At 63.4% G+C, this 14,645-nt stretch carries 14 protein-coding genes; 5 read left to right on the plus strand and 9 right to left on the minus strand.

Features of this window, described 5'->3' with window-relative positions:
• Window positions 1-230 precede the first annotated feature (230 nt).
• The 5 genes from P3T43_RS11890 to P3T43_RS11910 form a co-directional block, all read right to left on the minus strand.
• Window positions 231-1,703 carry an acetoin dehydrogenase dihydrolipoyllysine-residue acetyltransferase subunit gene (locus P3T43_RS11890; RefSeq protein WP_429281233.1) on the minus strand — a complete coding sequence of 491 codons (1,473 nt, stop codon included), beginning with the start codon at window positions 1,701-1,703 and terminating at the stop codon, window positions 231-233.
• Window position 1,704: 1 nt separating this feature from the next.
• Entirely contained in the window at window positions 1,705-2,691 is a 987-nt protein-coding gene (locus P3T43_RS11895) for an alpha-ketoacid dehydrogenase subunit beta (protein ID WP_429281297.1), read from the minus strand.
• 56 nt (window positions 2,692-2,747) lie between these two features.
• Window positions 2,748-3,788, minus strand: coding sequence for a thiamine pyrophosphate-dependent dehydrogenase E1 component subunit alpha (locus P3T43_RS11900; RefSeq protein WP_429281234.1), 1,041 nt, complete (start codon window positions 3,786-3,788; stop codon window positions 2,748-2,750).
• Between the two features lie 40 nt (window positions 3,789-3,828).
• A complete protein-coding gene (locus tag P3T43_RS11905; RefSeq protein ID WP_429281235.1) occupies window positions 3,829-5,160 on the minus strand; it encodes an NAD(P)H-dependent oxidoreductase in 1,332 nt (443 codons plus the stop codon).
• A gap of 436 nt (window positions 5,161-5,596) precedes the next feature.
• Window positions 5,597-6,586, minus strand: a complete 990-nt coding sequence (locus P3T43_RS11910; protein ID WP_429281236.1) for a sugar-binding transcriptional regulator — start codon at window positions 6,584-6,586, stop codon at window positions 5,597-5,599.
• 86 nt (window positions 6,587-6,672) lie between these two features.
• Here P3T43_RS11910 and P3T43_RS11915 point away from each other — a divergent pair, with 86 nt between their 5' ends.
• Together P3T43_RS11915 and P3T43_RS11920 are read left to right on the plus strand one after the other, a co-directional pair.
• Entirely contained in the window at window positions 6,673-7,512 is an 840-nt protein-coding gene (locus P3T43_RS11915; protein WP_429281237.1) for a hypothetical protein, read from the plus strand.
• Between the two features lie 33 nt (window positions 7,513-7,545).
• A complete protein-coding gene (locus P3T43_RS11920; RefSeq protein ID WP_429281238.1) occupies window positions 7,546-8,148 on the plus strand; it encodes a hypothetical protein in 603 nt (200 codons plus the stop codon).
• Between the two features lie 50 nt (window positions 8,149-8,198).
• On the opposite strand, the gene P3T43_RS11925 is transcribed toward P3T43_RS11920, so the two are convergent.
• On the minus strand, window positions 8,199-9,374 hold the full coding sequence (locus tag P3T43_RS11925; RefSeq protein ID WP_429281239.1) for a diguanylate cyclase domain-containing protein: 1,176 nt from the start codon (window positions 9,372-9,374) through the stop codon (window positions 8,199-8,201).
• Between the two features lies 1 nt (window position 9,375).
• Complete coding sequence (locus P3T43_RS11930; protein ID WP_429281240.1) at window positions 9,376-9,990, minus strand: thioredoxin fold domain-containing protein; 615 nt, start codon at window positions 9,988-9,990, stop codon at window positions 9,376-9,378.
• A 127-nt stretch (window positions 9,991-10,117) separates the two neighbouring features.
• Between P3T43_RS11930 and P3T43_RS11935 the strand changes: the two genes are divergently transcribed.
• Genes P3T43_RS11935 through P3T43_RS11945 form a run of 3 tightly spaced genes read left to right on the plus strand, consistent with a single transcriptional unit; the run spans window position 10,118 to window position 12,723 of the window.
• Window positions 10,118-10,747: a helix-turn-helix transcriptional regulator gene (locus P3T43_RS11935; RefSeq protein WP_429281241.1), complete on the plus strand. Its 630-nt coding sequence runs from the start codon at window positions 10,118-10,120 to the stop codon at window positions 10,745-10,747.
• Window positions 10,737-11,708 (plus strand): ornithine cyclodeaminase family protein, encoded by a 972-nt coding sequence (locus tag P3T43_RS11940; RefSeq protein WP_429281242.1) that lies wholly within the window; start codon window positions 10,737-10,739, stop codon window positions 11,706-11,708. Before P3T43_RS11935 ends, P3T43_RS11940 begins: the two co-directional genes overlap by 11 nt.
• A 52-nt stretch (window positions 11,709-11,760) precedes the next feature.
• Window positions 11,761-12,723 carry a threo-3-hydroxy-L-aspartate ammonia-lyase gene (locus tag P3T43_RS11945; RefSeq protein WP_429281243.1) on the plus strand — a complete coding sequence of 321 codons (963 nt, stop codon included), beginning with the start codon at window positions 11,761-11,763 and terminating at the stop codon, window positions 12,721-12,723.
• A gap of 117 nt (window positions 12,724-12,840) precedes the next feature.
• Here the strand turns inward: P3T43_RS11945 and P3T43_RS11950 are convergent, their stop codons facing one another.
• Both P3T43_RS11950 and P3T43_RS11955 read right to left on the minus strand, forming a co-directional pair.
• Window positions 12,841-13,374: a cytochrome b gene (locus P3T43_RS11950; RefSeq protein ID WP_429281244.1), complete on the minus strand. Its 534-nt coding sequence runs from the start codon at window positions 13,372-13,374 to the stop codon at window positions 12,841-12,843.
• Window positions 13,371-14,432: a catalase family peroxidase gene (locus P3T43_RS11955; RefSeq protein ID WP_429281245.1), complete on the minus strand. Its 1,062-nt coding sequence runs from the start codon at window positions 14,430-14,432 to the stop codon at window positions 13,371-13,373. Before P3T43_RS11955 ends, P3T43_RS11950 begins: the two co-directional genes overlap by 4 nt.
• Between the last annotated feature and the right edge of the window lie 213 nt (window positions 14,433-14,645).

A 14,645-nucleotide genomic window follows, 5' to 3' on the forward strand; every position in this document is an offset into this window, starting at 1 on the left:
ATGCAAAGCTGTCGGTGGCAGTTAGCGCTTCAGCGCTTACTCACGTGCCATGCAAAACCGTCATCCGGATGGCCGTCTGACTCCAGCCTATTTAATTAGGAATATGAACATGTTTAGCCTTGCATATTACGATTGTTCATTTGTAAATTCATTGGGGGAAACGCCAGTCGTTCCCTTGCCGCTCTCTCATCAAGCCATCCACTGCAGTGTTGGACAGGCCACTTGCAGCGTCATCGTGACACGCTACACGCTTGCGTATGCCCGGCTGTCGCAGCTGCGATGTTCTGCACGACCAACGCGGCCACCTGCGCCTGCGCTTCGACATGCGGCAAATGCCCCACGCCGGCGAACCGATGCACGGCAACATGGCCGGGCAATTCATCTGCATGCCTGACAGGCACTATTCTGTCCTGCTCGCCCCAAACCACGCGCACAGGCAGCGTCAGACCGGTGAGCAGTTGCCGTAGATCCAGCAACTGCGTGCCGTCCGGAAAAAACCTATCCGCCACCGCAGCGAGAGCGTTGCGAACTTGCGCGCTTTCCAGTTGTTGCCACGCAGTGGCAACGAAGCCGTCGTCCATTCGCGTTGGATCGGCAAACAACTGCCTGAGCCATACCGCGAGACTCGCGCGACTGCTCGCCTCGGTGAGACCACGCAGGAACGCACCGTCGATTCCGGGACCCAGACCCGCAGGCGCCAGCAACGCCAACGAGCGCACCTCCACGCGCGACGCTCTCGCCGTGGTCGCCAATGCCAGCGCGCCGCCGAAAGAATGTCCCACTAAATGGCACCGCGTGATGCCTGCGTCGAGCAACGTATGCTCGAGCACCGCGACCATGTCGTCCAGCGAGCCCGCCGCCTGCGCCGTGGATTTTCCATGCGCGGGCAGGTCCACCGCCAGCATGCCCGGCTCGGCACCGCTCACGCTTGCCACGGCTTGCGAAAACGGTCGCCAGCTATTGGACTCCGCCGCGAAGCCGTGCAACAGCACCAACGGATCGCCACTGCCCTTGCGCAACGTGACGCTGTGCAGGCACGCGCGCGATGCAGCGTGGCGTGCCGGACCTGAACCATCCGGCTGCACCACCGTCCGCAACACATCCTGCGCAACCACTCGCCCATGCGGTCCGGACCCTGCTATGTCGACTAGCCGCAGCCCGCGTTCACGCACGAGACGCCGCGCAGCCGGAGTCGCCCGTAACGGTTCTTGCGGGTTCGATGCGCTGCCCTCACGCGCACACGCGTGCGGGGCGCACAGCGCGGCAAGCTGATACGCTTCGATAGCCCGCGCTTGCGCCGTCTCTTGCAGCGCTGCATCGGCGACGGGTATCGGTACGTTTTGCGCGGCGTTCAAGCCAGTCACGGGCATCGGCACGTTCTGCACAGCGTTCAAGCCAGTCACGGACATCGGCTCGTCCTGCGCGGTGGTCAAGCCAACCTCAGCCTGCACAGACAACGCCTCGCCCGCCGCATAAATCCACGCGACCGCGGTGCCGACCGGCACCGTCTTGCCCACCGGCGCACTGATCTGCCGGATGATGCCGCTGGCCGGCGCATCGATTTCCATCGTCGCCTTACTGGTCTCGATTTCGAAGATCAGCATTCCTTCACGAACCTCGTCGCCTTCCTCGACATGCCAGGCGGCGATCATGCCCTCGCTCATGTCCATGTCGACGCGCGGCAAAATCACTTCCGTCGGCATATCAGCCTCTCCCGCCGACAATGCGCCGCGCCGCTGCGACGATATCGTCGACCTGCGGGACCGCCGCTTTTTCCAGCTCGGGGTTGTACGGCAGCGGACAGTCGGCACCGCCCAGGCGGATCACCGGCGCGTCGAGATAATCGAAAGCCTCGCTTTCACAGGCAATGGCGGCAATCTCTGCGCCAATCCCCAGTTGCTGCACGCCTTCGTAGACGCAGATCAGCCGCGAGGTCTTGCGAATGCTGGCGACGATCGCCGCGCGGTCGATCGGCCGGATGCTGCGCAGATCGATCACTTCGGCATCCACACCTTCCTGTTCGAGTTGCGTTGCGGCTTCCAGCGCGCGGATCGCCATGATCGAGGTGGCGACGATCGTGACGTCGCGGCCCGCGCGACGCACGGCCGCCTTGCCGATCGGCACCGTGTAATAGCCTTCCGGCACGGGCCCCTTGCTCTTGTACAGCAGCTTGTGCTCGAAGATCAGCACCGGGTCCGGATCGTCCAGCGCCGCCAGCAACAGACCCTTCGCATCGTGCGGCGTGCTCGGCTGCACCACCTTCAGACCTGGCACGTGAGCAAACCAGGCTTCCAGACTCTGGCTGTGCTGGGCGGCCGCGCCCGTTCCGGAGCCCGCCGGAAAACGCATCACGAGCGGCACCGATGCTTCGCCACCCAGCATGAAGCGCATCTTGGCCGCCTGATTGACGATCTGTTCCATCGCCAGCGTGGCAAAGTCGGAGAACTGGAATTCGTAGATCGGCCGCGAGCCCGTCATCGCCGCGCCCACTGCGAGACCGGCGCCGCCGAGTTCCGAAATGGGCGTGTCCATCACCCGTTCCGGGCCGAAGCGCTGATACAGGTCGCCGGTGACCTGAAATGCGCCGCCGTAGACGCCGATATCCTCGCCCATCAGAAACACGCGTTCGTCGCGCTCCATGGCGATGGCCATCGCTTCCTGAATGGCCTGCGCGTACGTCAACTCGCGCACTGCGTCGTGCGTCTGTTGCTGCTGCGCCGCCTGCACGTTCTCCAGCACGTCTGCCGTCATTGCCCGCTCCCGCTGGTTGGTGCATACACGTAACGTGTCAGTTCGGCGCGCTGCGGCGACGGACTGTTCTGCGCAAACTCGAGGCCCGCCTCGATCTGCGCTTCGACTTCTTCCCGCAGCCTGGCGACACTGGCGGCGTCGAGCAAGCCGCACTGCAACAATTCGTTCTCGAAACGCACGATGGGGTCGCGCGCCGACCACGCGTCGATTTCCTCGCGCGTGCGATACCGGTTGCGGTCACTCTTCGAATGGCCGCGCAGACGGTAGGTCTCGCATTCGAGCAGCGTCGGTCCGTCGCCCCTGCGCGCATGGGCGACGGCCTCTTGCGCAGCGTTCAGCACTTCGGTGAAGCTATTGCCGTCGACGGTCACGCCCGGCATGTCGTAGGCCAGCGCGCGCTGCGCGATGTGCGACACCGCGGTGGAGCGCTCGACCGACATCGACATTCCGTAGCGGTTGTTCTCGCACACGAAGATCACCGGCAGCTTCCAGATGGAAGCAAAGTTCAACGACTCGTGGAACGCGCCTTCGTTATTGGCGCCGTCGCCGAAGAAACACATCACCACGCCGTTCTTACGCTGCCGCTTGAGCGACAGCGCGGCGCCGACCGCAATCGGCATACCGCCGCCCACGATACCGTTCGCCCCCAGGTTGCCGCGGCTCACGTCGGCTATGTGCATCGAGCCGCCGCGTCCGCGGCAATAGCCGGTCTCCTTGCCGAAGAACTCCGCGAACATGCGCTTGGGGTCCGCGCCTTTGCCGATGCAATGACCGTGGCCGCGATGCGTGGAGGTGATGTAGTCGTCGTCCGTCAGCGGCAGTGTCGCGCCAATCGCGCTCGCCTCCTGGCCGATGGAAAGGTGCATGGTGCCGTGGATCAGACCACGCATATACGCCTGCTCGGCGCTCTCCTCGAAACGCCGCACCAGAAGCATCTTGCGCAAGGCTTCGCGCAGCGTCGCTGCATCGTACTGGAACAATACCCCGCGCAGCGCCGTGGCCGGTCTCGTGGGCACTGCTTCGATGATGTCCTGCATGTCTATCCTCCCGGTTGGGACGCCCACCGTTCGACCTTCATCAAGCGACGGCGAGCGGCTTGCCGTACACCATTTCGTCCTGCAAACGACGCAACGCGACGATCGGCGAGTCGCAGTCCACGGCGCAGTTGCGATAGGTCAGCAGTTCGCCACGGCGAATCGGCTGCGTGACGCGACCGTTTTCGATCAACCCGCATGGCACCGCATCCTCCGTGCGCGCGTCGCCGACCGTCATGGCCCATGCCCGATAGGTGTACTCACCAATCGCGTCGAGCCGCTCGCCGGGCTGCAGGTTTTTCTTGGCCACGGCGCACACCTCGACGACCGGCACCGGCAGCGGTTCCATATCGGCACGCCGGTAAAGCACCGAGCGCGCGCACGTGAGCGGCACTTCGAGACTGGTGAGGTGATACGGACGATAGAACGTGTAGTACGGCCCCTTGCCGAGCTTCAGGTCCTCCATGCGTTCGCGCAAACGCGGATGCGCCAGCTCCGCGACGACGAACACGCCAGGCGCCACGCCCTTGCCGATCGTGTAGTCGACCACGCCTTTGCGCGACAGGATGCCGCCGTCGGCCACCGGGCACAGCACCTTGTGCAGTTCATCGAGGAGTGCCGCCGGGCCGTGCATGCCAGGCACGTCCGGCGTGAGGCCAGTTGCGTTGCCGATGGCGGCCATCTCGACGGCGGTCTTCGAGCCGTCGACGAACTCCACCAGCATGCGGGGGTTCATGTTGCGCTGGCGCGCTTCGTCCTGGTAGAGGTCGGGCGTCGCCTCGATATTGAGCGGGTTGTTCTTGCCCTTGCCCGCCGCGACGATCGGATAGCCGAGCGCGCTGACGAACTGGATCAGCTCGATCGTGGAACTGGGTTCGTCGCCGGCGCCGAGCGAATAAACCACGCCGAGGCGCTCCGCTTCGCGCCGCAAATAAGCGCCGATGGTCACGTCCGCTTCCACGTTCATCATCACCAGATGCTTGCCGTGCTGCATGGCGACGAGACCGATCTGCGCGCCGACCGCCGGCTTGCCGGTGGCGTCGATCACTACATCGATCAGATCGCTCGTGCAGACCGCGTCGACGTCCTGGGTGATCGCAATGTCGCCGGCTTCGATCGCCTGTTCGACCGCGCTGCGCGTGTCCGCCATCCGATAGCCGGTGTCCGCGCCGTTCGCGACGCGCACCGCGGCGCGTGCCGCTTCAGGGCGCAGATCGGCAATCGCGCCGATTCTCAGACCGTGCATCTGCCGCACCTGGGTCACGATGTCCGTGCCCATCTCGCCGCTGCCAATCAGACCAATGCGAATCGGACGTCCGGATGCGGCGCGCTTTTCGAGGTCGGCCGCAAGGCCGCTGGGAGTGATGTTATGCATGGGCATAGCTCCTGAGATTCAGCGCGCGAACGCGCGAAGAGGCATCGGCAGCGCAGAGACAGGCGGTTCGTCCTGTTCCGCGTTGAATAGCACTTTTGTATTTCACAATAGCACTTTGTTCACGCAAGGGACAAGGTCGAGTTTCGCCAAAAAGGACGTTTTGGGCTTGGGATTTACCCGTATGCGAGCGGCGCCCGAGAGAGGGCGATAGCCGTGGTGGGGGTTTTATTCGAGGGAGGGATTGCGGACTTGCGGGGGACCCGGAGAGCGGGCTAAAGCGTTAACTCGGGTCGACCGCTTTGCATGGGACTAGAGTAACGCGCTGAAGCGCTAACTCTAGTCGACAGGACAACAAACGAATTCGCGGGCAAGCGCGCACGTTCACCAAGGGAAGGAATAAAACAAAACGCGACAACCCGGCGCGGCAACACGCCATTCAGCCCGGCCCCGCGAGCTTAAGGACATCTTTCGCGGTGTACTCGTCCGTGATGAGGACCGTCGGCTTGACCATCTCCAGCGCCCCAGCCAGTGCCTGGACCTTGTTGGTCCCGCCGGCGGCCAGCACGCGCACGGGCACCTTCCTGATGATATCGAGCGGCACCGACATCACGCGTTCATTGATCGGGTGATCGACCAGCTTGCCACCCGCATCGAAAAAGTTGAACAGCACGTCGCCCACCGCACCCGCCTTCACCAGCGACGCGCGGTCGGCGTTGGAAATGAATTTCGACAGATGCGCCGTCGCATCCGCCCCCATGCCGGCGGCGCCGAGCACAACCGCGTCGAGCGACTTCGCGAGTTCGAAAATATCGCCGAGACCACAATGTTCGATCAGCGTCTGCCGCGTGGCCGCGCTGTCCACCACCAGCGGCGCCGTCATGAGATAGCAGTCCGCCTGAAACAGCGACGCAAAGCGCCAGGCGAACTCAGCGGGATTGAATTTGCGCGCTTTCATGATGCCGCCAAGCAGCGACACCACCGACAGATTCTCGACGTTGCGCTCGCTCATGAAGGCGAGCGAACTGACGAGGGTGCGTCCCCATCCCACGCCAATCCGCATATTCGCGCGCACCAGCGACGACACATAGGCACCGGTTGCCGCCGCCACCGGCCCGGTAGCATCGGCACCGCGCGCCGACAGCGGCACCACGATCGCCTCCTCGACGCCGAAGCGGCTTTCGAGCAGACGCTCCGCCCCGACGCACTCGGCCAGACGATCGCCGATCGTGATCTTTACCTCGTTGCGCTCACGTGCCGCCGCCAAGAGACGGACGACCGTCACGCGTCCGACCCCCAGTTTCAGGGCGATCTCGTTCTGCGTCATTTCCTCGACGAAATACATCCACGCGGCCCGCAAACGCAAGCGCCGCGCGGGATTCTGCTCGTCGTTTTCGACGCTTTCCGTGTCAACGCTCGCTTTCTGCAACCTCGGCCCCTATCATGAAAAAAGTCGGTCTGACTGCTGAACACTTGTGCTATCTTAACTTCAAATGTTGCAACATTGAGATGCTCATGGAGTCGAAATCGCCCTTGCCGCAGCACCTGAGCCGCGACATTAGCCAACTCGGGCTGGCGCTGCGCGATTGTGCGCGTCAACTCCGTTACGCGGCGCGCAATGTCCCGGGGCCGATCCGCAGCGACCGCCCGCTGGCGCCGCGCCCGTCTTCCGCCACACCCCTCAAGCCGCCCTCGTATCTGTCGCTGGAATCGGTCGCGCATCTTGCGGATGACCTGATCGAAACAGCCGAGTCATTTGCGGGTCATGCTGTTCCAACGCTGCAGGATCACTGGAAATCGCCGGTCCCGCTGCAGCCGCTCACGGCTTACCTCGAACTTTCGCGCGGCTCCGCAAAAACGCGGCGCAAATTTTCGATGGCGTATTACGCAGCGGCCAAGCGCATGATCATGCAAAGCGGCGCCACCGATGTGCTGATCTTCGAGCACCGCATCTGCGCGACGCTTGAACACATGGGCGCCGCGTCATCGGCACCGCACACCGCCAGTGCGACGACGACACGCAGCGCGTTGTGCCTGGCCGGCGCGCAACTCGCGCTGTCGCTGATCGAGATGCAGCCAATCCGCAGCACCCGCTTCGAGACGCTGCCGGATGCCAACGCGCCATGGTGGCTCGTCACCGAACCCAACGCGTATGTGTTCCTGATGCTCTCGCTCACCTCGCTCGCGAAAGATACCTGCCCGTCCGGCATTCCCACCGACCCCGACGCCGCCGTGCGGTTCTTTTCCGACGTGGTGGGCGCGCGCGAGGCGGCGTTCAGGCAGGCGCTCAAAGGTCCGGAGCCGCTGCATGCGTTGCGCGACGAACTCGAATACGTGATCACGCATCTTTGCTGATACCGCCGCTGCATGCCTGCGAGGAGTAGTGCGATGGGCCAACCAATCTGTAGTCTCGACGTTCAGGAACTACCGACGTGGAAACGCGTGCGCAAGCTCACGCTATGCCGCCAGTTGCTGCAGCAGTGCTGCGACGAATACGGTGAACGTCACGCGTTGCAGATTGAAATCGACGACCGTCAATTCACGACTGCGTTTTTTGCCTGGATCGAAGTGGTCGAGCGCAATGCGGATTATCAGCGGCAGAACGCGCCCGATTATTTTCAGTATGTCTTTGGCGTGCTGTTGCGTGACCTGCTGCGCGAGAAAGCCATCCACGTGAAGAAAGACGCGTCGACGCAGTTGCGTCCCTCGCCCGGCAATATCGCCGACTGGTGGCCGACCGGTTACGTGCTGACCTACTTTTGCATCGGCACGCTCAAAGCGACGCTGCACGAACAATGCGCCGTGGAAGTCCGCCCTTCCGATGCATTCTCGCAACCGGCCGTCTGGCAATCGTTTCGCGAAAACATGGTCGAAGAGCCCGGCCTCGCGATTGCCTTCTTCGACAAGTTCATGGGGTTGGAGCCGAACTGGCGCGAGCCGACCGAGATCAGCAATCGCCCAGCCGTGGCGCAGCGCGCCGCGAAAACCTGAGCGCAACATCTGGCGCGTGGCGCGCGGTGTGCGGTGTGCGGTGTGCGCTTTTAGACTGATTGGCTCAGTGCCGTGGTATGCGCCAGTTCAAGGCGATTGCCACCCAGCGACTTCGCGCGGTACAACGCCTGGTCGGCGGCGGCGAGCAGATCGGCAAGCGCGACAGCTTCGCTGTCGGACTGCGCCAGACCGATGCTCACCGTGGCCCGTATCTCGACATCGTCGATCTTGTGCGAGATCGTGCCGGCGAAATGTCGAATCACCCCCTCGCCGATCGCCTGGGCACGCCGGCTGTCATGGCCTGGCAGCAGAGCAGCGAATTCTTCGCCACCGATGCGCGCAAGCAGCGCCTCCGGCCCCACCGAACTGCTGGCAATGTTGCCAAATGACTTCAGGACCTTGTCGCCGGCCTCGTGACCGTATCGATCGTTGATCGCCTTGAATTGATCGAGGTCGAACGCAAGCAGCGAAACGGGCCGCGATGCTGCCGCGTTGCGCAGGACACGCGTGCCTTCTTCGAAAAACCACCGGCGGTTGCCGAGGCCGGTCAGATAATCCGTGCGCGATTCGTACAGAAGCTGGCCCTGGGCTTCCTCGCGGACCAGCATCAGCAAGGTCATGGGCAGAACGACCGAATACAGGACGGCCTCATAGATCGTGATCTTGCCGGCGACCGACAGCACTTCTTGTCCATACACGCTCACCAGCCAGGGCAGCACGCACGCTCTGACGGCATACAGGAGTGCGTGGCCACCCGACACCAGCACGACGATGTGCCGCGAGCGCAACGACTCCACCCTGTCGCTTCGCAATAGCTCCCAGCTCGTCATGCCGCACACCAGCGCGATGGGAACCGCGCTCACATAGCTCCACCAGACTTCCTGCCAGCGCACACCGCCAGTCGCCCAGCTCGCCGTTAGCACGAGGAGGATGCCAAGCGACGCTGCACGGTATTGCCGCCCGCTGAGCGCGGCGACGCCATGCAGAACCAGCAGATAACCGCTAACGATGACCAGATTGCCCAACGCAGAGCCGGTCGCCCCCGGCAAGGCGTGACGAAACGGCGCTGCCGCACAACCCACGGCAAGCGTGGCGTAGGCCGCGGCCAGGATCGTCAGTTCCCTGTTGCGCGTGGGATACGCCCGACGCTCCCAGAGCGTCATGGCGGAACTGGCGAGTAGCGTTCCAATGGCGAGGAAATAAAGCGTAATCAGATCCACGTGCATGCTAGCGAAACCGTTGCAACGCCGGATCCGTAATCGGCTGTTCCGGCAGATTCAGCATGCCCGGCAATGAACTCAAAGCCGGCAGGCCGCTGACATCGGCCCAGCGTCCGCCGCTCGCCCTGTAGATGATGGTCGGCGTGCCGTCGAAGCCGAGGTCCTGGAACGTCTTGACGTTGCCGTCCAGCTTCGTTTGCGTCGCGGACGGCACCTTCGCCAACGGCTTGATGCCACCGGACTCGTCTTTCTCGGAGAATTTCGTTTCGAGTTCGTGCAGCAATGCCGGACCATCCTGCGCCTCCAGCAAGGCTGCGGCCTTGCCGGCCGAATCCGGCTTCAGGAAACCCATTGGTATCCAATGCACCTGCAAGCCCGCCGCCTCGTATGGCTGGAAGGCTTTCCACGCGTAGTGGCAGAAGATGCAGTTGGGGTCCATAAAGACGTAGATCGTCGCTTTGACGCTTGCGCCCGAAGCCCCCTCGACGATCGCCGGCGCGTTTTCGAATGTCGCGGCAGCAGAAGCAGGCAGGTAAGTGGGCGCCGGCTGCTGCGCCGCCACGGCCATACCCGACAACGCAACCGCGACTGCGGCAACCACAAGCCTTACAGGTTTCAACATTAAGCACTCCGATTCGGTTCAGGACGCACTGCGTAACTGCATAGTTCGCTAATTGTATCGAGGTCGGCGTGAATGTCGCAGCGGCGCCAGATTTGACAAAATATCCAATACTACATATTCTGTCTATATGCCGAATCCATCGAAAGAACAGCAATGCCTCGTCGACCAGTTGAAGCAGGTCGCGAAGGGCCTGGCCGAAACCTTCGCGCCCTTCTGCGAAGTGGTCGTTCACGACCTGCTGCAGGCTGACCACGCTATCGTCGCGATCCACAACAACCTGTCGGGCCGGGAGGAAGGCGACCCCGCCACCGAGCTGGGACTGGCACGTATGGCGGACGAGTCGTATCCCCAGGTCATCGCAAACTACGCCAACCAGTTCGCCGACGGCAGGCAGGTCAAAAGCACCTCGATCGGCATCAAGGACTCGGCGGGCCGCTATGTCGCGGCGCTGTGCGTCAATGTGGATCTCACGTTATTCGGCGGCTTGCAGAACATGATCGGCCAGTTCGTCAGCACCGATGACACGGCTGGCATCAGGGAGTCGCTCGACCCGCCTGGAGCGGACGGCATCAGACTGCGGATCGATCAGTTTGCGGCCCGCCTCGCCACCACGCCGCGGGCACTGAAGGCGCCCGAGCGGCGCGCGCTCATGAGCGAACTGCGGGAGTCAGGCAGCATGGAAGTACGCCGCGCCATGGAAGTGGTCGCGCTGCATCTGGGCGTATCACGAGCGACGGTATACAACGATGCCAAATGACGCGCGTTTAGTTCTGCTCGACAAAAACGTCGTCGAGTCCCTGTTGCTTCCTGACGATGTGCTCGCGGCAGTTCGCGAAGCCTTCGTTCTCCATAGCAAGCGGGAAGGCCGTGTTTTTCCGGTCGTGCGTGAGACGCTCGCGCCGGGCGGCGTATTCGGCATCAAGTCGGGCGACGTACCGGCGCAAGCGCTGCTCGGCTTCAAGGCGGCAGGTTTCTGGCCCGGCAATCGCGGGCTGGGTGGCGAGCCGCACCAGGCCACCATCGTACTGATCGACCCAGCCACCGGCCGCCCGGTCTGCATTGTCGACGGCAACGCGGTCACGACCATGCGCACCGGCGCCGCAGGCGGCCTGGGGTTACGGCAACTGGCCCGCCCGGACAGTTCGCGCGTCTGCGTGTTCGGCACGGGCGTGCAAGCCCGCGTGCAATTGAGCTTCGCTCTCCGGCTGATGCCCGCGCTCGACAACGTGCGCTATGTGAGCGCCACGGGTCAGCCCGTTCCGGCTTTTGAAGCGCTCTTCTTTAACCGCTGCAACATCGCGCCCGCATCTGATCGCAACGCCGCGGTAGCAGACAGCGACATCGTGATTACCGCGACGCCAGGCGCCGGCGCGCTGTTCGATCTGGACGCGGTGCAAGCAGGCACGCATCTGAACTGCGTCGGTGCCGATACCCAAGGAAAGCGCGAACTTCCCGCCGGCCTCGTGCAACGCGCTCGCCTGTTCGTCGACGATCGCCCGCAAGCGAGCCAGTTGGGCGAGTTGCAATGGGCGCCGGAAACGCCGTGCACGGAGCTCGGCGATCTGCTGACCAGCCAGGCTCCATTCACGCGTGGACGCGACGACATTACCGTATTCGACATGACCGGCCTCGCGCTTCAAGACCTGAAGGTTGCCCGCATGCTGTTTGATCGCGCTTGCCAGGCGAATCTTGGCTTCGCCCTTTCATGGCCGTGGTAACAGGCCCGCAATCACGCGTCGTCCGACGCACTGAACTATTGATGGACAAATCATGCTGACTCTTCCGACTTACACGGACGTTGCCGCCGCCGCCGAGAGAATCGCGGGCCTCGCAAACCGCACACCGGTCATGACTTCACGCACTGCCAACGAAGAGACGGGCGCGGAGATTTTCTTCAAATGCGAGAATTTCCAGCGGATGGGGGCGTTCAAGTTTCGCGGCGCCATGAACGCGCTGTCGAGATTCGACGCCCGTCAGCGCGCGGCGGGCGTGGTGGCGTTCTCATCCGGCAATCATGCCCAGGCCATCGCGCTATCGGCGCAGCTGCTGGGCATTCCCGCCACCATCATCATGCCGCTGGATGCGCCGGCCGCGAAAGTCGCCGCCACCAAAGGTTATGGCGGAAACGTCGTGACCTACGACCGCTACACGGAAGACCGCGAAGAGATCGGCCGCAATCTCGCCGAGAAACACGGCATGACGCTGATTCCGCCCTACGATCATCCGGATGTCATCGCCGGACAAGGCACGGCCGCCAAGGAACTCATCGAAGAAGTCGGCACGCTCGACGCGTTGTTCGTCTGTCTCGGCGGCGGCGGATTGCTGGCGGGATCGACACTCGCGGCGCGTGAGCTCGCGCCGGGCTGCACGATCTATGGCGTCGAACCGCAAGCCGGCAATGACGGTCAGCAATCGTTCAGAGCCGGCTCGATCGTTCACATCGAGACGCCTAAAACCATCGCGGATGGCGCTCAGACCCAGCATCTGGGCCAGTACACGTTTCCGATCATCAAGCGCGATGTCAACGACATCCTTACCGTCACCGACGAGCAGCTGGTGGCCTGCATGCGATTCTTCGCAGAACGTATGAAAATGGTGGTCGAGCCGACAGGTTGTCTTGGCTTCGCCGCTGCGCGCGCCATCAAGGACCGGTTGAAAGGCAAGCGCGTCGGCGTGATCGTGAGCGGCGGCAACGTCGATATGGAGCGCTACGCCGCCTTCCTCGCCGGCTGACAGCCTGCACGGTGCGCCGATGAGCGGCGCTCGTTCATGCACGCCGCAGAAATGCAAAAGCGAAGGGACCACCTCGAGTGGTCCCTGTTCACCGCCGCAGGCATCCGTCTTTTTGCGTCACCGCCAGGGCGACATCGCCTGGAATACCCCGTCACGTCTGACCAGCGCGTGCAGCAGCGCCGCTGCCAGATGCACCACGATCAGCGCAAAGAAACACAGCGCGAGGACCCTGTGCGCGTTCCACAGCAGCGTGTGCAATCCATTGCTGTGCGGCAGGATATGCGGCAGCGTGATCCCGAACACCACCACGGGATAATCCGCGGCCGACAGCATGCCCCACCCTATCAGCGGCAGCCCAATCATCAGCAGATAGAACGCGATATGCGAAAGGTAGGCGGCGAGCTTCATGGGCTCCGGCATTGAGGCCGGCAACGGCGGCGCGCCGCGCATCAGCCTGACCACCAGCCGGATCAGCGCCAGCACGAGAATCACCACACCCAGGGGCTTATGGATCGACACCAGCGAAAGATAGTCCGGGCGCACGGTGGACACCATTCCGACACCAATGAACAGCATCGCCAGAATACAGATTGCCATGAGCCAGTGAAGCGCACGCTGCAATGGTGTAAAGCGGTCGTGGATCGGGGTCATGGCGTGTCTCCTGCCGCCGGATGGTGCGGATAGTCCTTATCCTCAGCGGTGCGCCGGTTGAACGAGACGGAATAGGCTGCTGAGCGCGCGGCGGGAAACGGATCGTCCGAGACGTGCATGCCGGCCGGCAAGACGGTGGGATCGAAGTTGAGATCGCGGCACGGGCCGTCAGGTTCGGGTTCGATCGCGTTGACCACCAGCGTACCCGCCTCCACTTTGCGTCGATCTTCCGGCCAGGCCTTGGTGGGGTCGGCGGTCGGGTCGCCGGGATTGGCCACCGTGACGACCAGCGTCCATTTCTGTGGTGCGTTGTGCACGCGCTGCGTGATATCCGCGTCGAGGAAGCCGTCGCCGCGTGCCTTCAACTGGTCGGGCGTGACGGCTTCGGGCTTTTCGGCAGGCACGAAGGACCAGCGCACGGCCTGGTCCTGCCCCTCGGCATTGGTGAAGATGAAGCTGTTGAGGCTGTTGTACTGCTCCTGCGCAAACGAAGCCGTCCACGGCGCGCTGCCCGCCCACGCCGCGAAGGCGCCGAACTCCGGATGAGCGCCGATGAAATGCTTCATGGCGTCCGGATCGCTCTTGTCGGCTGCGGCCTTGAGGAGCGCGTAGAAAGCCTGCGGCGTGGAGACCGCGAAGATGGGTGCGTCGATCATGGCCGAGCGCCATTCGCTGCCATCCGGCCCGACGATGCGCAACCCGAGGCCCCGCACCCGAACCGTGGCGTCCGGCGCCTTGGGGTCTGCCGTAGCAAGATTGAAACGTCCGGTGACAGGATAGGAGCCCGCGGCAAACATCGGTGCTTTGGACAAGGCCGCCGCCGCGCCATTCGATTCGAAGGTGCCGGTAAAGCAGATGCCCTTGGCGTGATTGCGCCGGAACCCGAGAGCTGGGCCACCTGGGGGCGCCAGCGCGTCGACGATTTTGGCCGGTGTCAGGCGTGTGGGCGAAAGCCAGCCGGCCGTAAAGGCAAAGGCCGCGACCAGCGCGGCCACGACCACGGCAATCAGGACCAGCGAACGGACTGGGGACGCGCTGGAAGTCGGTCGTTCGGCCATCGCTCTCTCTCCCGATCAATGATGCGGCTGAGTAGGAACCTAGCAAGTGGCCCCCATAGTGCCATTGATTGGCGCAGCGTGCCAAGCGACCCCCGCCTGCGTCACGCGGATACCCGCGGGGAGCCACCGGCCCCGCTTCGGCAGCGTGTCGCTCCGAGGCGGACGGGGATGACGTACGGGTATGCGACACGCCTCATGCCTCGTGATCAGGCG

The sequence above is a fragment of the Paraburkholderia sp. GAS41 genome, assembly GCF_050436545.1.
Classification (GTDB): domain Bacteria; phylum Pseudomonadota; class Gammaproteobacteria; order Burkholderiales; family Burkholderiaceae; genus Paraburkholderia.